Origin of the sequence: Burkholderia sp. LS-044 (assembly GCF_004803625.1) — a bacterium.
Lineage (GTDB): Bacteria > Pseudomonadota > Gammaproteobacteria > Burkholderiales > Burkholderiaceae > Burkholderia > Burkholderia cepacia.
This window is the reverse complement of the sequence record NZ_SSWO01000002.1, coordinates 348,260-366,112: the sequence shown is the minus strand read 5'-3', so window position 1 is coordinate 366,112 and position 17,853 is coordinate 348,260. Positions and strand designations below refer to the sequence as shown.

Genomic DNA, 17,853 nt, shown 5'->3' with positions numbered 1-17,853 from the left:
GTCAGGCGCCGCGGCCGGCATGTCGGCTGCCGGCCGCGGCGGCAGCGGCGGCGTTACAGCGGCACGACGTCGGGACGGTTGCGCGGAAACTGCGCGATCACGTCCGGCGCGACGTTCAGGTGCGCTTCGACGAGCTTCGGCGGCGTATGCGCGAGCCAGTCGGACAGCGACACTTCCGCATAACGGTCGGTCTTGAAGATCTCGAGGAACACCAGATCGGTGTTGCCGGTGTTCTGCACGTAGTGCCCGAGGCTTTTCTTCACGTAGCCGACGTCGCCCGCGCGGAAGTCGGCCGTCTGCGCCTTCGGCCCCGTGTCGAACACGGTCATCCGAGCCTCGCCCTGCAGGTAGTACTGCCATTCATCCGCGTTCGGGTGCCAGTGCAGCTCCCGCATGCCGCCCGGATGCACGGTGACGAGCGCCGCCGCGACGGTCGTCGACACGTTGAAGTTCGTGCTGTCCGCGATCCGCACTTCGCCGCCGCGGGTCTTCCTGACCGGTTTCATGTCGCCGAGCGAGAAGATGAACGGATGCGGCGGCGCCCCTGCCGCCGATGCCGATGCGCGCTGGGCTTCCGCGAGCGGGCCCGGTTCGTCGCCCTGGAAGATCCACAGGTTGTCGAGCGGGATGTTCCGGAATGCGTCGGCCGGCACGCCGAAGTTGAGCGCGAGCACGTCGGGCGGCGTGTGCGCAACCCAGTCGGTCAGCAGCAGCGTGTTGAATTCGGACGCGCGGCCGTTATCGAACGCGAGCAGGAATTCGGCGCCGTCGGTGCCGAGGCCCTGCAGCGAATGCGGCAGGCCGGGCGGGAAATACCAGAGATCGCCGGTTTTCACGTCCTGCACCGATGGCCGCCCGAGTTCGTCGAGCACCGTGATCCGGCACCGGCCGTCGAGCATGATGGCCCACTCGGCCTGCTGGTGCCAGTGCATCTCGCGAATGCCGCCGCGCGTCAGGCGCATGTTGACGCCGGAAATGGTTTCGGAAATCGCAAAATCGTCCTGGGTGACTTCACGCGCCCATCCGCCATTTTGAATTCTTTTATGCGCATTATTGAACGAGGCCCAGAATAACGGCATGCCGTTGATATCGGTGGCCGGCGGATCCTGAAAGGACGGAAACTGGTTGGCGATAGCCGGATTTTTGGGCCCCGGATCGGTCAGGCTCTGGCGGTTGCGCGCATTGACCGCGCCTTCCGGCGGACTGTCCGGATTGCCGAACGAGGCGGCCTTCGCCGATACCGCAATACCGGCGGCAGCAATGGCGCCGGCCGTATTCGCCAGCATTCTGCGTCGAGAAAGATTCGTCATGACTTCTCCTTCATTCTTGCGATCAAGTGAATTCCCATTACGGAACACATGCCGTTTTTCGGATTATCGAAAATCGAACATCCCGTCACGCAAGTTAAATACAATTCGACGAATAATTTAAATGAATTATTAACCTGAATTAATGATTTAAGCTGATCGACTTTAATTTTGTAATTATTGCGGTGCAGCGGGATGGCGGGCGACGATCGAGGGCGGCAAATCGGTCAGGTCCGATGAGCCCGGTCGTGAAGTGCGAATGACGGCAAGACGAGATGGAGGCACGTAGCGGACGATCGCGGTTCGATTCGGTCAACATGACTGACCGACATAAACGCAAATTATCTCTATCAGGCATAAACGCAAATTATTCCTGACAGAGATAAAACCAAGCCCCTTTCCAGCGCGGACCGCCCCACCGTCGAACGCACTTCCGACCCTATCACCTATCCTCACACCATAGTTTTTATCCGCTGGCGCGAATGATTTTGGCTTCGTTAGATGGATGACATTCGATCATCAGACGACAACGATCTAACAGCCGATGACCTGCGCGTTCGCCCGTACCGTCGAATCCCGCTACGCCGAGCTCACGCCGACCGCGAAGCGCATCGCGAGCTACATGCTCGCGAACCTCGACCGGCTCGGGCTCGAAACGGCCGACCAGATCGCGCAGCAGGCCGGCACGAGCGGCATCTCGGTCGGGCGCTTCCTGCGCAGCGTCGGCTACCGCAATCTCGACGACCTGAAGCGCGAGCTGCGCGGCGGAGGCGATCGCCCGTGGATGATCACCGACCGGCTCGACGAATACCGCCGCGTCGCGGGTACGCAACCGGCCCACGGAAACGGAAACGGCAACGGAAACGGCGATGCCGGCAACAGCCCGCTCGCATCGTCGCTCGAGCGCGAGCTCGACGCGATCCGCCACGTGTACCGCCTCGCCGAAGGCCCGGTGTTCGCGCAGGTGGCCGACCGGATCGCGCATGCGGACGCGGTATTCATCCTCGGCATCCAGTCGACGCGCGGGATCAGCAACGCGTTCAGCAGCTACCTCGAATACCTGCGCCCGCGCGTGTTCTATTCCGACGGCCAGTCGGGCTCGTACGTCGATTCGCTGAACTCCGAATTCGAGCGGCCGTACTGCATCGTCACCGACACCCGCGCGTATTCGCGCAGCGCGCGCCGCTATTGCCAGGCGGCCGCCGAGCGCGGGCAGCCGTTTGCGCTGGTCACCGACCTCTCGTGCCCGTGGGCGCGCGACTGGCCGGCCGACCTGCTGCAGGTGAAGACCGACGTCGGCCAGTTCTGGGATTCGCTCGCACCGCTCACCTGCCTGTTCAACCTGCTGATCACGGCCGTGGTCGACCGCCTCGGCCCCGCGATCGACCGGCGCGTCGCGCGCAACCGCGAACTGCAGCACACGTTCGACCAATTCGAATCCTGAGCGAGCCCGACCGAACCCGAACCGCCAATGAACGACCACCGCCTCGTCGAGATCACGCCCGCCACCCATCGCGTCGACATCGACCTCGTCTACGCGACCGACCGCAACCTGACCGGCAAGCCGATCTACCGCCGCGCGCACTGCCTGCTGCTGGCGCCGGCCGAGGCCGCGTTGCGTCGCGCGGTGAACGTCGCCGCGCAGGCCGGCTTCACGCTGCGCATCTACGATGCGTACCGGCCGCCGCAGGCGCAGCAGGTGCTGTGGGATTTCCTGCCCGACCCGAACTTCGTCGCCGATCTCGGCCGCGGCTCGAATCACAGCCGCGGCACCGCGCTCGACCTGACGCTCGTCGGCGCGGATGGCGAGCCGCTCGACATGGGCACCGGCTTCGACGAGATGGTCGCCGCATCCGGCCACTTCCACGCGGGGCTGCCCGAAGCCGTGCAGCGCAACCGCCTGCTGCTGCTCGGCGTGATGCACGCGGCCGGCTTCGCGCACATCGACAGCGAATGGTGGCACTACGAACTGCCCGGCTCGCATGCGCTGCCCCAGATCGACAATGCGGCAAGCGGCCCGTGGCGCCTGATGTGATGGCCCGACGCATTCTCCCCACCGTTCACGTTCAACGACTTCAACGACACATGGAGCGCAGATGAAACCCCTGACATCCCGGCTCGTCGCGGCGCTGGCCGCCGCATCCGTTCTCGCCGCCGTTCCGCTGTCCGCCGCGCATGCGGAGACGCCGAAGGACATGTTCGTGATGGCCACGCTGCTCGACGAATTCACGACGCTGGACCCGGGCGAGGTCTACGAGCTGGTGCCGGAGGAATACGTCGCGAACACGTACGACCGGCTCGTGCGCGTCGACCTGCGCGATCCGTCGAAATTCAACGGCGACGTCGCGCAGTCGTGGACGGTGAGCACCGACGGGCTGACCTACACGTTCAAGCTGCGCCCCGGCCTCAAGTTCCACTCGGGCAACCCGCTGACGGCCGACGACGTCGCGTGGTCGATCCAGCGCGCGGTGCTGCTCGACAAGGGGCCCGCGGCCGTGCTGACCGGCATCGGGCTCACGAAGGCGAACGTCGTCGCCAACGTGAAGAAGCTCGACGACCTGACGGTGTCGGTCACGACCGACCAGAAGTACGCGCCGACCTTCGTCCTGAACGTGCTGGGCTCCTGGCCCGCCTCGGTGCTCGACAGGAAGCTGCTGCTGTCGCACCAGCAGGGCAGCGACTTCGGCAACGCGTGGCTGAAGACCAACGAGGCCGGCTCCGGCGCGTACAAGCTGGTCAAGTGGACCGCCGGCGACAGCGTCGTGCTGCAGCGCTTCGACGGCTACCGGCTGCCGCTCGCGATGAAGCGCATCGTGCTGCGCCACGTGCCCGAAGCCGCGAGCCAGCGCCTGCTGCTGGAGAACGGCGACGTCGATGCGGCACGCGACCTGAGCCCCGACGATCTGGCGTCCGTCGTGAAATCCGGCAAGGCGAAGGTGTCGGCATCGCCGCAGGCGACGCTGCTGTATCTCGGCCTGAACACGAAGAATGCGACGCTCGCGAAGCCCGACGTGCAGGAAGCGCTGAAGTGGCTCGTCGACTATGCGGGCATCCAGGGCAACGTGGTGAAGACGACCTACAAGGTCCACCAGACCTTCCTGCCCGAAGGTTTCCTCGGCACGCTGAACGCGAACCCGTACCGGCTCGACGTCGCGAAGGCGAAGGCGCTGCTCGCGAAGGCCGGCGTGCCGAACGGGTTCTCGGTGACGATGGACGTGCGCAACGATTATCCGTACACCGAAATCGCGCAGGCCGTGCAGGCGAACTTCGCGCAGGCGGGCATCAAGGTGCAGCTGATCCCCGGCGACAACAAGCAGACGCTCGCGAAATACCGCGCGCGCCAGCACGACATCTACATCGGCGAATGGTCGGCCGACTACATCGATCCGCACAGCAACGCGCAGGGTTTTGCGTGGAACCCCGACAATTCCGACAAGTCGAGCTATAAAATGCTGGCCTGGCGCAACAGCTGGGACATTCCGCAACTGACGAAGGAAACCGACGCCGCGCTCGCCGAGCCGACCGCCGCGAAACGCGCGCAACGGTATCAGGCGATGCAGAAGGAGATGCTCGCGCGCTCGCCGTTCGTGATCATGTTCGAGAAGGTCGCGCAGGTCGCGACGCGGCCCGGCGTGAGCGGGCTCGAAGTCGGGCCGATCAACGATCTCGTGTCGTACCGCAACCTGAAGAAGCAATAAGATTCACCGCATGTCGACTCCCGCCTCCTCCCTCGAAGCCCTGCGCACGCTGCCCGCGCGGCGCCCGGCCGTGCGCTGGGCACTGCGCGTGCTGCGCTGGACGCTCACGCTCGCCGTCACGTTCGCGGGGCTGCTCGCGCTGACGTTCGTGATCGGCCGCAAGGTGCCGATCGACCCCGTGCTCGCGATCCTCGGCGATCGCGCGTCGGCCGAGGCGTATGCGGCCGAACGCATCGCGCTCGGGCTCGACAAGCCGCTCGTCACGCAATTCCTGATCTATGCGCGCGACGTGCTGCACGGCCATCTCGGCATGTCGCTGCTGACCGCGAACCCCGTGCTCGACGACATCAAGCGCGTATTCCCGGCCACGCTCGAACTGGCGACGATCGCGACGCTGATCGGCATCGCGATCGGCGTGCCGCTCGGCGTCGCGGCCGCCGTGAAGCACAACCGTCCGATCGATCACATCGCGCGCTTCGTCGGGCTGATCGGCAATTCGGTGCCGGTGTTCTGGCTCGGGCTGATGGGGCTGCTGCTGTTCTATGCGCGGCTGCACTGGGTCGGCGGGCCGGGCCGGCTCGATCCGGTGTACGACGGAATGGTCGACCCGCGCACCGGCAGCCTGCTGATCGACGCGGCGCTCGCGGGTGAATGGGACGTGTTTCGCAACGCGGTATCGCACATCGCGCTGCCCGCCGCGATCCTCGGCTACTACTCGGTCGCGTATCTCAGCCGCATGACGCGCTCGTTCATGCTCGACCAGTTGAGCCAGGAATACATCGTCACCGCGCGCGCGAAGGGCTTGCCGGAGCGCCGCGTGATCTGGCGGCATGCGTTCGGCAACATCGCGGTGCCGCTGCTCACCGTGATCGCGCTCACCTACAGCAACCTGCTCGAAGGCTCGGTGCTGACCGAGATCGTGTTCGCGTGGCCGGGGCTCGGCTCGTACCTGACCGGCGCGCTGCTGAACGCCGACATGAACGCGGTGCTCGGCGCGACGCTCGTGATCGGCGCGATGTTCATCACCGTCAACCTGCTGACCGACGCGCTGTACCGCGTGTTCGATCCGCGCGCGCGCTGACGCGCCGACACGACATGACCGCTTCCACCCTGCTTCTTTCATCGCCCATGCCGAAGGTTGTCCAACCATGAACGCCGAGCGTCTCACGCTGCGCGCGTGGCTGCTGTCCGACGCGCCCGCCTCGCGCTCGCAGGCCGCACTCGGCCTCGCGTATCGCCGCTGGCGCCGTTTCGCCGGCAACCCGCTCAACCTGTTCGGGCTCGCGATCCTCGTCGCGCTGATCGTCGTCGCGATCGTCGGCCCGCTGATCATGCCGCACGATCCGCTGCGCCAGGTGCTGTCCGACCGGCTACTGCCGCCCGGCTCGCCGTCGCACTGGCTCGGCACCGACCAGCTCGGCCGCGACATCCTTTCGCGGCTGATCGCCGGTTCGCGTCTCACGCTCGGCATTGCGCTGCTCGTCGTCGTGATCGTCGTGCCGATCGGCCTCGCGATCGGCACGACGGCCGGCTATTGCGGCGGCTTCGTCGACAGCGTGCTGATGCGCATCACCGACATCGCGCTCGCGTTCCCGAAGATCGTGCTCGCGCTCGCATTCGCGGCCGCGCTCGGGCCCGGCGTGATCAACGCGGTCGTCGCGATCTCGATCACCGCGTGGCCCGCGTATGCGCGGCTCGCGCGCGCGGAGACGATCCGCATCGCGCAGGCCGACTTCATCCACGCCGCCCGCCTGCAGGGCGCGTCGGGCCCGCGCATCCTGCTGCGCTACATCGTGCCGCTGTGCATGTCGTCGGTGATCGTGCGCGCGACGCTCGACATGGCCGGCATCATCCTGACCGTCGCGGGCCTCGGCTTCCTCGGCCTCGGCGCACAGCCGCCGAGCCCCGAGTGGGGCTTCATGGTCGCGTCGGGCCGCAACGTGCTGCTCGACGCGTGGTGGGTCGCGACGCTGCCCGGCTGCGCGATCCTGCTCGTGAGCCTCGCGTTCAACCTGCTCGGCGACGGGCTGCGCGATGTCTTCGATCCCCGTCATGGAGCGTGACATGCCGATGAACCCCGCCCCCACGCCCGCGCCGCTGTGCGAGATCGACGGCCTGAAGATCGGCTTTCGCGGGCACGACGGCACCGTCACCGATGCCGTGCGCGACCTGTCGCTGACGCTCGCGCCCGGCGAACGCCTCGGCATCGTCGGCGAATCGGGCTCCGGCAAATCGCTGACGGGCCGCGCACTGCTCGGCCTGCTGCCCGACGCCGCGCGCTGGTCGGCGCGCACGATGCGCTTCGCGGGCCACGACCTGCTCGCGATGTCGCCGCGCGAACGCCGGCGGCTGTGCGGCAGCCAGATGGGCATGATCCTGCAGGACCCGAAATATTCGCTGAACCCGGTGATGACGGTCGCCAAGCAGATGGGCGAAGCGTTCCGGCTGCACGAGCCCGGGCTGCGCGGCCGCGCGCTGCGCGAGCGGATCGTCGATGCACTCGCGGCCGTGCAGATCCGCGACCCGGCGCGCGTCGCCGATGCGTATCCGCACGAGCTGTCGGGCGGCATGGGCCAGCGCGTGATGATCGCGATGATGGTGTCGACCGGCCCGCGCCTGCTGATCGCCGACGAGCCGACCTCCGCGCTCGACGTCGCCGTGTCGATGCAGGTGCTCGCGGTGCTCGACGCGATGATCGCGCGCCACGACACGGGCCTGATGTTCATCAGCCACGACCTGCCGCTCGTGATGTCGTTCTGCGATCGCGTCGCGGTGATGTACGCGGGCCGCGTGGTCGAAACCTGCGCCGCGCGCGACCTGCGCAACGCTTCCCATCCCTATACGCGCGGGCTGCTCGCGGCGAACCCGCCGCTCGCGAACCCGCCGGACGAACTGCCCGTGCTGCGGCGCGATCCGGCGTGGCTCGAACCCGCGCCGCCCGCCGATCGACAGGAGGCCGCACGATGATCGACGTCGATCACGCATCGATCCGTTTCCCGACCCGCACGGGTCACGTCGACGCCGTGCGCGACGCGAGCTTCGCGGTGCGCGACGGCGAGGTGTTCGGGCTCGTCGGCGAATCGGGTTCCGGCAAGTCGACGCTGCTGCGCGCGCTGACGGGCCTCGTGCCGCTCGCGTCCGGCAGCCTGTCGATCGACGGCCGGCCGGTCGGCGGCACGCCCGATCGTGCATTTCGCCGCCACGTGCAGATGGTGTTCCAGGACCCGTACGCGTCGCTGCATCCGCGCTTCACGGTCGACCAGACGCTGCGCGAACCGCTGTCGATCCACGGCATGAGCGACACCGATGCGCGCATCGCCCGCGCGCTGTCCGAGGTCGGCCTCGGCCCCACGTTCCGGTTTCGTTATCCGCACCAGTTGTCGGGCGGCCAGCGGCAGCGCGTCGCGATCGCGCGCGCGCTGATCGTCGAGCCGCGCGTGCTGCTGCTCGACGAACCGACGTCCGCGCTCGACGTGTCGGTGCAGGCCGAGATCCTGAACCTGCTGCGCCGCCTGCATCGCGAACGCAACCTGACGATGATCCTCGTCAGCCACAACCTCGCGGTGATCGGCTTCCTGTGCCAGCGCGTCGCCGTGATGCAGCAGGGCGAGATCGTCGAGCAGTTGCGGATCGAGGACGTGCGCGCCGGGCAGGTGGCGCGCGACTACACGCGCACGCTGCTGAATGCAACCGAAGGCTATCGTCGTCTCGAGCCTGCGCCGGGCGCGCCGGCCGCGTGACATCCGCACGTCGCGCCGCCATGCGATACTCGGCACGCCACGCGCCGGCTTGCCGCCGCATGGAACCCTTGTGCGCCGCACGGGTCAACTTCGTTTCGTCAACAGCTCAACCGCAATAGGGAGGCGTTCATGCTGCAATTCATCGAAACCCTGGTCGTCGGGCTCATCGTCGGCCTCCTCGCCCGCGCGCTCAAGCCCGGCGACGACAAGATGGGCATCCTGATGACCGCCGTGCTCGGCATCGTCGGCTCGCTGATCGCCGGCTACGTCGGCCGCGCCGCCGGCTGGTACTCGCCGGGCCAGGGCGCGGGCTGGATCGCGTCGATCGTCGGCGCGATCGTGCTGCTCGTGATCGTCGGCGCGGTTCGCAAGCGCATGAACTGAACGGCGCACCTTCGCCCCAACGCAAAACGCCGCTCGAGACGAGCGGCGTTTTTGCATTCCGGACGGCGCGAGCCCGTTGCCCGCACAACGGTCGCGACGACCGTTCGCCGTTCGATCTTATCCCCCCGGCTTTTCCCTGACTTGCGATTGCGCAGATTCGGCCTACATTGATTCAAGCAATTCGCAATCGTTTGCCTATAGTCATTATTTCGATTTTTTCATTCAAGAGGCCCAATGGTTTTGCCGTTTACGCATACAGCATCGCGGCGTTGACGGACTGCCACCCGAGCGGCCCCGCTGCGACGCGCTTCCTATATGGAGCCTGTCATGAAGCACCGCCATATCGCCGCCTCGTTCGCCCTGGCTGCCTCGCTTCTGGCCACTTCCTCGTCCTTCGCCGCCGGCGCGTCCGGCATCATCCACTTCTCCGGCATGATCGTCGAGCCGCCCTGCTCGTTCGCGCTCGATACGCCCGATCTCGCCAATGGGCGCGTACGCGCCGACTGTCCGCGCCCGGCAACCGGCCAGATCGCGTTCGTCGACGCGGCGAGCCAGCAGGCGATCAAGACCACGACCTTTACTCAGGCCTCGCGCGCAATCGTTTTACCGAGCCGTCCCGGCAACAATCACGCACCGATGATCGCGGTCGTGACATACCAGTAAAGCCGCTCGCCGGCGCGACGCCGGACGGGTTCCGCACGCCGGTTCGGTGAACGCGCGCGGCGCCGCTCAGTCGCGGTGGCGCGCGATCCAGTCGCTGAACGCGCGGATCTTCTGCTGGTTGCCGATGTTCTCGGGATAGACGAAGAAGTAGCGCGCGCCCGTCTCGAGCACGAGGTCGAACGGTCGTTCGAGCCGGCGCGCGCTGACGTCGTCGTCGACGAGCGTCACGTCGCCGACCGCGACGCCCAAGCCCTGCATCGCCGCGTTCGTCGCGAGATCGAGCGTGTCGAACGTCGGCCCGCGCGCGGGATCGACGCCGCGCTCGCCCGCGTAATCGAGCCAGGCGCGCCAGTCGCGATGGTCGCGGGTCGGATGCAGCAACGTGTGACGCACCAGGTCGCCGACCGAGTCGAGCGGCGACGTCTGCCGCAATTCGGGCGCGCAGACGGGCGTCAGCCGCTCGTCGAACAGCGGCAGCGCGAACACGCCCGCGCCCGGCGACGTGCCGTAGACGATCGCCGCGTCGAACGGCTCGGTCGAGAAATCGACGACGTGCTGCCACGCGGTCGTGATCTGCACGTGGAGATCGGGATGCTCGTCCTGGAAGCGCATGATGCGCGGCAGCATCCAGCGCATCACGCAGGTCGGCACTTTCAGCGCGAGATCGGTGCGCTGCCGCGTGAGCTTCATCGAGATGTCCTCGATCCGCGCAAAGCTCTCGTTGACGACCGGCAGCAACTGCTCGCCTTCCGCCGTCAGCGTGAGGCCCTTCGCATGCCGCTTGAACAGCGGAAAGCCGTAATGCGCCTCGAGCGTCTGGATCTGCCGGCTCACCGCCCCTTGCGTGACGCACAGCTGCTCGGCCGCGCGGGTGAAGCTGCGGTGGCGGGCCACCGTCGAGAAGATCTGCAGTGCGTGCAGGGGCGGAAGTCGGTGCATGAAGAAGGCAAACGCAAAAACGGCGCGAAAGGGCCGCGCGCCGGCTCCGGCGCGCGCTGTCCGACACGATAAGCCAAACGCCGGTTTTGCGCGAGGCGCGAGGCGTTAGGGCCTGTTCACGCTAATAACGGGCTTGCGCTGGCCCTAGGCCGTCGCGGTGAGCGCGCCCGCCACGATGCGCGCCGCCGACGCGACGACGTCCGCGCGGGCCGCCGCCGCGGCTTGCGGCTGCGTGAACGACACGGCCATCACGATCGGCGCACGCGACGGCGGCCACAGCACGGCGACGTCGGCCGTCGTGCCGTAACCGCCCGTGCCGGCCTTGTCCGCGATGCGCCAGCCCGGCGGCACGCCCGCCGCGATGCCGGTCGCGCCGCGCGCGCCGCCGACCATCCATTCCGTCAGCTGCGCACGCTGCGGTTCGGGCAGCGTATTGCCGAGCAGCAGCCGCTGCAGTGTGTCGATCATCGCGACCGGTGTCGACGTGTCCCGCTCGTCGCCGGGCGCCGCGTGATTCAGTTCGGGTTCCCAGTGATCGAGGCGGAACGACGTGTCGCCGCTCGCGCGCGCGAACGACGTGACGGCCTGCGGGCCGCCCAGCACGCCCATCAGCAGGTTGCCGGCCCCCTTGTCGCCCGACTGCAGCATCGCCACGCACAGCTGCTCGATCGTCATGCCCGTGTCGACGTGGCTTTCCGTGACCGGCGAGCCCGACACGATTTCATAGCGACGGTAAAGAATCCGGCGCGGCAGCAGCGACGCGTCGAGCGAGCCGCGCGCGAGCATCGCGGCAGCCGCGACGACCGCATACGTGCCGCACAGCGGGAAGCGCTCGCGCGCATGGTGAGCGATGCGCACGCCGTTCGACGTATCGAGCGCGGCGACACCGAGCCGGCCATTCGACGCCTTCTCGAGCGCGGTCAATTCGGCCTGGGCGGCGTGGGCGCGCCCCTGGTCGGCGACCGGCGCGGACGTGCACGCGGCGACGAACGGCGCGGCCACGGCGGCAAGCAACAGCGAGCGGCGTGTCGGAGAGTGTTCCATGGATGAGGTGTGTTCTGTCTTCTGTCGGAAACGGTGGCACGAAGCGACGCGGGCACGCCTTGACGAAGCGCCCCCGTTCGCGCCGGCGGCCGGCCCGCGACGGCATTCACCGCGCATCCCCGAAAGACGGCCGTCGGCCCCGCGCGAAGCACGGGACTCGCATGAACAGGCCCTAGCGTAGCAGCGACCGCCGCCACGTTCCAGCGAAACGACCCGGCCTCACCCTTGCGACGAAGGCAGGTACGGCATCGGATTGACCGGCTTGCCGTCGCGCCGCACTTCGAACAGCAACGCGACGCGCGAGTTGTCGAGGTCGCCCATCTCGGCGATCTCGTCGCCCTGGCGCACGATGTCGCCCGTCTTCACGAGCAGCTTGCGGTTGTGCGCATAGGCGGTCAGGAAATCCGCGTTGTGCTGGACGATGATCAGGCTGCCGTAATCGTTCAGGCCGGTGCCGGCGTACATCACGCGGCCGTCGGCCGCGGCGCGGACCGGGTCGCCCGGCCGGCCGGCGATCTGGATGCCGCGGTTCTGCCCCGGCCGGAACCCGTCGACGATCTTGCCGTTGGCGGGCCACTTGAGCGCGACGCCGCCTGCATGCCGCTTCGTTTCCTTGACGACCTGACGGTCGCTCGCGGTCGACGCGGTGGCCTGCGCCGATGCGAGGCTGCTCCCCGCGCCATTGCTCGCAGCCGACGAGGCGGCCACCTGCACGCCGGCCGCGCCCGGCGGCGGCAACGGCTGCTGCCTGACGATGCGCAGCACCTGCCCCATGCGCAGCCTGCCGTTCGCGCCCAGCTTGTTCCAGGTGCGCAGGTCGGCAATGCTGCAGCCGTTCGCGGACGCGATGCTCGTCAGCGTGTCACCGCGCTTCACGACGTACTTCTGCGCGACGAGAATCGGCGCGGGAGGCGGGGTGGCGGCCGCCGGCGCAACGGCCGGCGGGCTCGACGGTAATGACTGTGCCGCCAGCGTGTCGCTCGGCGGAACGGACTGCGTGCTTGCACAACCGGCCATGACGAGCACGGCGGCCAGGCCCGGCAGCCACGCCGCGTGACGGTGAATCTCGTGCGATTTCATGGACGATCCGACTCCGGTTTGACAATCTTTCAAGCATCTCAAAAACGGAACGGCCGACGTGTAACCGGATGAAAACAATGATGACAAACGATCACGAACCGGATGCCGGCCGGCATTCGCTACCGGTAATACGGTCCGATTCGGAAAAACTTGATGGTTTTTTCGCGCGAAAACGGAAGAATTTTCGTTTCGTAAAACTATGACGAACTCGTTTTGATAGGCGTCGCAGCCTGCCACTGCTGCGCGCCGCGACGCTCAACGCAGCCACGCGGCGAGTTCGGAACAGGCCCACGCGATGCCGATGCACAGGAACAGCACGTGCAGCGCGATCTTGAACGACACGCCCCACGACGGATCGATCCGCATGACAGGCTCCCCCGGTTGATGTGCGGCCATGATCCGTCATCGATCGCGCCCCGAAAATACGGAACCGGCGAATCGGGCCTCAGGCTAAGCCTGAGACCCCGGCCGCGGTTCCCTGCTAACTTATCGGCCATTCCAACGCGATCGCCCCCACCCATCATGCGCTTCGACCTGACCGACCTGCGGCTCTTCCTGAACATCTGCGAGGCCGGCACGATCACGAGCGGCGCCGAGCGGACCCACATCACGCTGCAGGCCGCGAGCGAGCGCATCCGCGGCATGGAGGACGAGCTCGGCGTACCGCTGCTGCACCGGACCAAGTCGGGCGCGCAGGCCACCGACGCAGGCCGCGCGCTCGAACACCACGCGCGCACCGTGCTGCAGCAGATCGACCACATGCGCGGCGAACTGCAGCAATACGGCCAGGGGCTGCGCGGGCATATCCGGCTGCTGTGCAACACGGCGTCGCTGAGCGAATACCTGCCCGATGCGCTGGCCGACTACCTGCCGCATCATCCGAAGCTGTCGATCAGCGTCGAGGAGCGCTCGAGCCAGGAGATCGTGCATGCGATCCGCAACAAGACGGCCGAGGTCGGCATCGTCGCCGATTCGGTCGGGCTCGGCGGGCTCGAACAGAAGCCGTTCCGCGAGGACTGGCTGATCGTCGTCGTGCCGGCCGCGCATCCGCTCGCGTCACACGACAAGGTCGCATTCGACACGATCGCCGACGCCGACTTCATCGGCCTCACCGACGGCAGCGCACTGCAGGTGCATCTCGCCGACCAGGCGCGCGCGCTCGGCAAGCGGATCCGCTACCGCGTGCAGTTGAAGAGCTTCGATGCGATCTGCCGCGTGATCGCCAGCGGCGTGGGCATCGGCATCGTGTCGCGCCATGCGGCCGAACGTGCGATGCAGACGATGGACGTGCGGCTCGTCGAGCTGTCCGATCCGTGGAGCCACCGTCGCCTGAAGCTGTGCGCGCGGTCGTTCGACGCGCTGCCGAAGTACACGCGCGAATTCGTCGCGTTCCTGTCCGGCGAAACCGCGCCGAGGTGACGCGCGTCGATCGCGGTCGATGCCGCGATGCATGCACGATTCGCTTCGATTCTTATGGATAACGTTTTCTCTCGAAATCCGGCGCGCAGATGTCGCCGGATAGTCTCTCTGCTCGCCGCGTCCGCATCGACCTCCCGCGCGTCACCTCGTCACGACCGAAAGAAATCCCCGTAATTTTTGCGGCATTCCAATCTGTCGCTCCATTTCCTCGTACCCCGCCATCCGGGTTTTTCCCGGCGCGTTCGACGTGAAAGTTCATTGACATCACGCCGCTCGATGCCTAAATTTGGAAAACGTTTTCCAATGCATCCGCGCGACGCCGGCCACGGCCCGCGCAGGGAGAACGCTTGCCCGCTCGAATGGTGATTCAGGCCGTCCGTCTTCAGGGATCAGGGTTGCAAGGCGGCGGCCAGGCACGGGCATCGAGCGCGGCGACGGCCACCCCCGCCCGTCCCTCATCACTATTCAAGACTGGAGACACAATGCATCCGCGCAGCAGATTCGCGCTCGGCGCCGCGCTCAGCGCCCTTTCCGTCCTGTTCGTCAGTGCCTGCGGCGGCAACGACATCACCGATCCGCCGTCTTCGTCGTCCCCGCCGTCGAACTCGACGCCGACGTCGCCGCCCGCCTCCGCGCTCGCGGCGAACTCGCTGCAGGCGCTCGTCTACGGCGCGGCCGACACGCGCGTGCCGGCCGGCACGGATACGCCGATCACGATGATGGGCCAGATGCGCGCGCTGTTCGACCTGATCCGGAAGTCGCCCGACTTCACGCAGGTCGTGATGGATCTCGGCGACGGCACGCCCGTCCACGTGCTCGACACGAACACCGGCGACAAATTCCTGCCCGGCAAGCTCGCGCTCGGCCTGTCGTACATCCTGATCGACATGAAGTCGAAGAACGATCCGCAATACGCGAGCTACCTCGCGACCTACCAGAAGATCACGACCGCGATGATGGCGCAGTCGGGCGGCAACTATACGTATGCGAACACGTCGTGGGGCGAGTACTACTATCTCGTCGCGCTGAACAACCTGCAGGCGCACGGGATGCTCAACGAAGTCTTCAGCGACGCGATGCTCGCGACGCTGCAGCAGCGGCTGCGGTTCTGCGACATGTTCGGCCCCGACGCGAGCGGCAAGGTCGACACGTGCCCGGCCGCCGGCACGCCGATCGACATCGCGTCGCTCAACACCGCGCAGAACTACTATGCGGTGTCCTACGGAATCGCCGGGCTGCGCCAGAAGCTCGGCTGGAGCAGCCCGTCGTTCGCGTCGAAAACCGATCCGTCGGTCGCGACGATGGACGCGCGCGACGCGCTGCTGTACACGCTCACGAACCATATCCGCAACGACTCGTCGGGCGGGTTCTCGGACGAAGCGTCGAACACGCACACGACCTACTACGATCAGGCGCGCTTCGACCGCTACAGCACGCTGCTGATCGGCGAAGTGACCGAGCGCACGTTCGAGATGGGCAACGAAGCGAATTTCACGCCGGAACTGAAGGGGTATCTGCGCAAGTCCGTCGACCTGATCCTGCCGCAGCTGAACGGCGACGGCGAAGGCTTCAACTACGGCCGCTCGATCGGCCCGTACGGCGATTCCGCGTTCATGGAAGTGCTGACGGCCGCGGCCAACGCCGGCGTGCTGTCCGACCAGGAAAAGCAGGTCGCATACACGTTCATCACGAAGGCGGCGCATCGCTTCGACACATTCTGGTACGACCCGTCGCTGCCGACGCCCTCGGTGAACATGTGGGTCAAGGGTCGCGGCACGGACGCGTATCGCGGCAAGCCGCGCGTGATGGGCGAGAACTTCAGCCTGCTGCACCAGTACCTGTACGTGAACGCGTGGTGGAACAAGCTCGGCTTCGGCGGCAAGGCACCGATGGCCGACGCCGACTACAACGCATGGCTCGACGCGCTCCCGCGCTACACGCTCACCTGGTACAACCGGCCGAACGACCCCGCGCATCCATACAGCGCGGCGCTGGTGACCGTGCGCGACGGCCGGCGCGTGATCAACCTGAACCTCAGCCAGGCGCCCGACTACAACTCGTTCACGCCGTACTACCCGGTGCCGTCCTCCGACAAGCTGACCTACGGCACGACCGATCTCGGCTACGCATTGCTGATTCCGCAGGTGTCGCACAACGGCAAGACCTACATTCCCGTCACGTACTACAGGAACCTGAATGTCCAGCAAGGCAACGGGCAGGTGATCGTGTCGTTCGATACCGCGAAGTTCCGGCTCGCATCGAAAAACGCGGCGTACACGACGGATCTCGACCTCCAGGTGCACACGGTGCTGACGTTCGCGCACGGCTCGGTGGCGCGCAGCGACACGCTGAGCACCGGCACGCTCACCGGCAACCTGTCGGTCGAAACGGACTTCACGTCGTTCGCGGATTTCGCCTCGACGCAGGCCAACGGCGACGGCGTGTCGGTCACGTACGCGAACAGCCCCGCGACCGGCTATGCGGCGACCGGGTTCGACACCTGCGCGCTGTCCGCCTTCGATACGGTGAACGGCACGACGAATCCGCTGTCGACGACGCCGATCGGCCAGTTGCATTCGAACTTCGCGTGCACGACGAAGCCGTTCGCACTCGGCGCGGGCGCGACCCGTACGTTCGGGTGGACGCTGAAGTACGCCGATCCGGCCTGAGCGGGGTGGCCCGCGCCCGGTGAATGCGCCCGAAGCCGGTTTCGACGACCGGCTTCGGGATCGTCACGGACAGCGGGCATCACGCTCGCCGGCGATGCCCGCTCACCGCCACCCCGAAACCGCCATGTACGCGCCGAGCGCGATCAGCCCGACGAAGAAGCAGCGCTTGAACGCCTTTTCGCTCATCACGCGCCGCGCATACTGCCCGCCGGCCATACCCGCCAGCGCCGGCACGAGCGCGAGCGCCGACACGCCGAGATCGACCGTCTCCAGCGCACCCGTCACGCGCAACTGCAGGCCGAGCACGATCGTCGACGCGGTGAACGACAGCCCGAGCGCCTGGATCAGGTCGTCCTTCGACAGCCGCAGCGCCTGCAGGTACGGCACGGCCGGCACGACGAACACGCCGGTCGCGGCCGTCACGACACCCGTCAGGTAGCCGACCACGGCCGACAGCCATTTTTCGTGGCGCCCCGGCGCGGGCAGCCGCGCGGCGGCGAGCCCCCACAGCCCATAGAGGATCAGCACCACGCCGAGCGCCGCATGCGTCCAGGTGCTGCCGGCCGCGAGCGCGGGCAGCCCGCCCGTCAGCGTGCCGATCGTCAGACCGGCGAGCAGCGGCCACAGCCGGCGCAGCAGCGGCCCGAACGACGGGCCGAGCCACAACTGCCACACGTTGGTGATGAACGACGGCACAAGCAGCAGGCTCGCGGCGGCCGACGGCGGCATCGCGAGCGTCAGCAAGCCCATCGCGATGGTCGGCAGGCCGAGCCCGATCATTCCCTTGACCGCGCCGGCCAGCAGGAAAACCACCGCGACGATCGTCAGCGTATCAATGTGCATGAAAGGCATTCCGTCCGGATGAGTACGGCGCCGATCGTGAACCCCGATCGCGCCGCCCGCCATCTGG

At 67.1% G+C, this 17,853-nt stretch carries 17 protein-coding genes; 11 read left to right on the top strand and 6 right to left on the bottom strand.

Annotated features, from left to right (window positions below):
- Nucleotides 1-53: 53 nt before the first annotated feature.
- On the bottom strand, nt 54-1,310 hold the full coding sequence (locus E9536_RS06790) for an oxalate decarboxylase family bicupin (protein WP_060173419.1): 1,257 nt from the start codon (nt 1,308-1,310) through the stop codon (nt 54-56).
- A gap of 541 nt (nt 1,311-1,851) precedes the next feature.
- Here E9536_RS06790 and E9536_RS06785 point away from each other — a divergent pair.
- From E9536_RS06785 to E9536_RS06745, 9 genes are all read left to right on the top strand, one after another.
- Entirely contained in the window at nt 1,852-2,751 is a 900-nt protein-coding gene (locus tag E9536_RS06785) for a MurR/RpiR family transcriptional regulator (RefSeq protein ID WP_136469540.1), read from the top strand.
- Nucleotides 2,752-2,778: 27 nt separating this feature from the next.
- Nucleotides 2,779-3,342: a D-alanyl-D-alanine dipeptidase gene (gene ddpX, locus E9536_RS06780; RefSeq protein WP_027791890.1), complete on the top strand. Its 564-nt coding sequence runs from the start codon at nt 2,779-2,781 to the stop codon at nt 3,340-3,342.
- Between the two features lie 61 nt (nt 3,343-3,403).
- Complete coding sequence (locus E9536_RS06775) at nt 3,404-5,005, top strand: ABC transporter substrate-binding protein (protein WP_059496889.1); 1,602 nt, start codon at nt 3,404-3,406, stop codon at nt 5,003-5,005.
- Nucleotides 5,006-5,015: 10 nt separating this feature from the next.
- The gene (locus tag E9536_RS06770) at nt 5,016-6,086 is read left to right on the top strand and encodes an ABC transporter permease (RefSeq protein WP_027791892.1); all 1,071 of its coding nucleotides are present in this window, start codon (nt 5,016-5,018) and stop codon (nt 6,084-6,086) included.
- 67 nt (nt 6,087-6,153) lie between these two features.
- Entirely contained in the window at nt 6,154-7,068 is a 915-nt protein-coding gene (nikC, locus tag E9536_RS06765; RefSeq protein WP_027791893.1) for a nickel transporter permease, read from the top strand.
- Between the two features lies 1 nt (nt 7,069).
- Nucleotides 7,070-7,972 (top strand): ABC transporter ATP-binding protein, encoded by a 903-nt coding sequence (locus tag E9536_RS06760; RefSeq protein WP_124814584.1) that lies wholly within the window; start codon nt 7,070-7,072, stop codon nt 7,970-7,972.
- On the top strand, nt 7,969-8,745 hold the full coding sequence (locus tag E9536_RS06755; protein ID WP_059697443.1) for an ABC transporter ATP-binding protein: 777 nt from the start codon (nt 7,969-7,971) through the stop codon (nt 8,743-8,745). Before E9536_RS06760 ends, E9536_RS06755 begins: the two co-directional genes overlap by 4 nt.
- 129 nt (nt 8,746-8,874) lie before the next feature.
- A complete protein-coding gene (locus E9536_RS06750; protein WP_027791896.1) occupies nt 8,875-9,129 on the top strand; it encodes a GlsB/YeaQ/YmgE family stress response membrane protein in 255 nt (84 codons plus the stop codon).
- A gap of 327 nt (nt 9,130-9,456) precedes the next feature.
- Nucleotides 9,457-9,792, top strand: a complete 336-nt coding sequence (locus tag E9536_RS06745; RefSeq protein ID WP_027791897.1) for a hypothetical protein — start codon at nt 9,457-9,459, stop codon at nt 9,790-9,792.
- 66 nt (nt 9,793-9,858) lie between these two features.
- Here the strand turns inward: E9536_RS06745 and E9536_RS06740 are convergent, their stop codons facing one another.
- From E9536_RS06740 to E9536_RS41340, 4 genes are all read right to left on the bottom strand, one after another.
- Entirely contained in the window at nt 9,859-10,731 is an 873-nt protein-coding gene (locus E9536_RS06740) for a LysR substrate-binding domain-containing protein (RefSeq protein ID WP_027791898.1), read from the bottom strand.
- Nucleotides 10,732-10,875: 144 nt separating this feature from the next.
- Nucleotides 10,876-11,775 (bottom strand): class A beta-lactamase, encoded by a 900-nt coding sequence (bla, locus tag E9536_RS06735; protein ID WP_059697449.1) that lies wholly within the window; start codon nt 11,773-11,775, stop codon nt 10,876-10,878.
- A gap of 219 nt (nt 11,776-11,994) precedes the next feature.
- Nucleotides 11,995-12,855, bottom strand: a complete 861-nt coding sequence (locus tag E9536_RS06730) for a peptidoglycan DD-metalloendopeptidase family protein (protein ID WP_136469539.1) — start codon at nt 12,853-12,855, stop codon at nt 11,995-11,997.
- A gap of 255 nt (nt 12,856-13,110) precedes the next feature.
- Nucleotides 13,111-13,251 (bottom strand): hypothetical protein, encoded by a 141-nt coding sequence (locus E9536_RS41340; RefSeq protein ID WP_155522853.1) that lies wholly within the window; start codon nt 13,249-13,251, stop codon nt 13,111-13,113.
- Between the two features lie 126 nt (nt 13,252-13,377).
- On the opposite strand from E9536_RS41340, the gene E9536_RS06725 reads away from it, so the two are divergent.
- Nucleotides 13,378-14,274, top strand: coding sequence for a LysR substrate-binding domain-containing protein (locus E9536_RS06725; protein ID WP_027791901.1), 897 nt, complete (start codon nt 13,378-13,380; stop codon nt 14,272-14,274).
- Between the two features lie 482 nt (nt 14,275-14,756).
- Nucleotides 14,757-16,943, top strand: coding sequence for a hypothetical protein (locus E9536_RS06720; protein WP_136469538.1), 2,187 nt, complete (start codon nt 14,757-14,759; stop codon nt 16,941-16,943).
- A 102-nt stretch (nt 16,944-17,045) separates the two neighbouring features.
- On the opposite strand, the gene E9536_RS06715 is transcribed toward E9536_RS06720, so the two are convergent.
- Nucleotides 17,046-17,786, bottom strand: a complete 741-nt coding sequence (locus E9536_RS06715) for a sulfite exporter TauE/SafE family protein (protein ID WP_175861454.1) — start codon at nt 17,784-17,786, stop codon at nt 17,046-17,048.
- Nucleotides 17,787-17,853 lie beyond the last annotated feature (67 nt).

Bases quoted from the DNA above. Each gene is read 5' to 3' on its own strand.
- E9536_RS06740 (WP_027791898.1), bottom strand. From the start codon at position 10,731: ATGCACCGACTTCCGCCCCTGCACGCACTGCAGATCTTCTCGACGGTG.
- E9536_RS06760 (WP_124814584.1), top strand. From the start codon at position 7,070: ATGCCGATGAACCCCGCCCCCACGCCCGCGCCGCTGTGCGAGATCGAC.
- E9536_RS06770 (WP_027791892.1), top strand. From the start codon at position 5,016: ATGTCGACTCCCGCCTCCTCCCTCGAAGCCCTGCGCACGCTGCCCGCG.
- E9536_RS06790 (WP_060173419.1), bottom strand. From the start codon at position 1,310: ATGACGAATCTTTCTCGACGCAGAATGCTGGCGAATACGGCCGGCGCC.
- E9536_RS06755 (WP_059697443.1), top strand. From the start codon at position 7,969: ATGATCGACGTCGATCACGCATCGATCCGTTTCCCGACCCGCACGGGT.
- E9536_RS06775 (WP_059496889.1), top strand. From the start codon at position 3,404: ATGAAACCCCTGACATCCCGGCTCGTCGCGGCGCTGGCCGCCGCATCC.
- E9536_RS06745 (WP_027791897.1), top strand. From the start codon at position 9,457: ATGAAGCACCGCCATATCGCCGCCTCGTTCGCCCTGGCTGCCTCGCTT.
- E9536_RS06785 (WP_136469540.1), top strand. From the start codon at position 1,852: ATGACCTGCGCGTTCGCCCGTACCGTCGAATCCCGCTACGCCGAGCTC.
- E9536_RS41340 (WP_155522853.1), bottom strand. From the start codon at position 13,251: ATGGCCGCACATCAACCGGGGGAGCCTGTCATGCGGATCGATCCGTCG.
- E9536_RS06720 (WP_136469538.1), top strand. From the start codon at position 14,757: ATGCATCCGCGCAGCAGATTCGCGCTCGGCGCCGCGCTCAGCGCCCTT.
- nikC (WP_027791893.1), top strand. From the start codon at position 6,154: ATGAACGCCGAGCGTCTCACGCTGCGCGCGTGGCTGCTGTCCGACGCG.
- bla (WP_059697449.1), bottom strand. From the start codon at position 11,775: ATGGAACACTCTCCGACACGCCGCTCGCTGTTGCTTGCCGCCGTGGCC.
- E9536_RS06715 (WP_175861454.1), bottom strand. From the start codon at position 17,786: ATGCACATTGATACGCTGACGATCGTCGCGGTGGTTTTCCTGCTGGCC.
- E9536_RS06730 (WP_136469539.1), bottom strand. From the start codon at position 12,855: ATGAAATCGCACGAGATTCACCGTCACGCGGCGTGGCTGCCGGGCCTG.
- ddpX (WP_027791890.1), top strand. From the start codon at position 2,779: ATGAACGACCACCGCCTCGTCGAGATCACGCCCGCCACCCATCGCGTC.
- E9536_RS06750 (WP_027791896.1), top strand. From the start codon at position 8,875: ATGCTGCAATTCATCGAAACCCTGGTCGTCGGGCTCATCGTCGGCCTC.
- E9536_RS06725 (WP_027791901.1), top strand. From the start codon at position 13,378: ATGCGCTTCGACCTGACCGACCTGCGGCTCTTCCTGAACATCTGCGAG.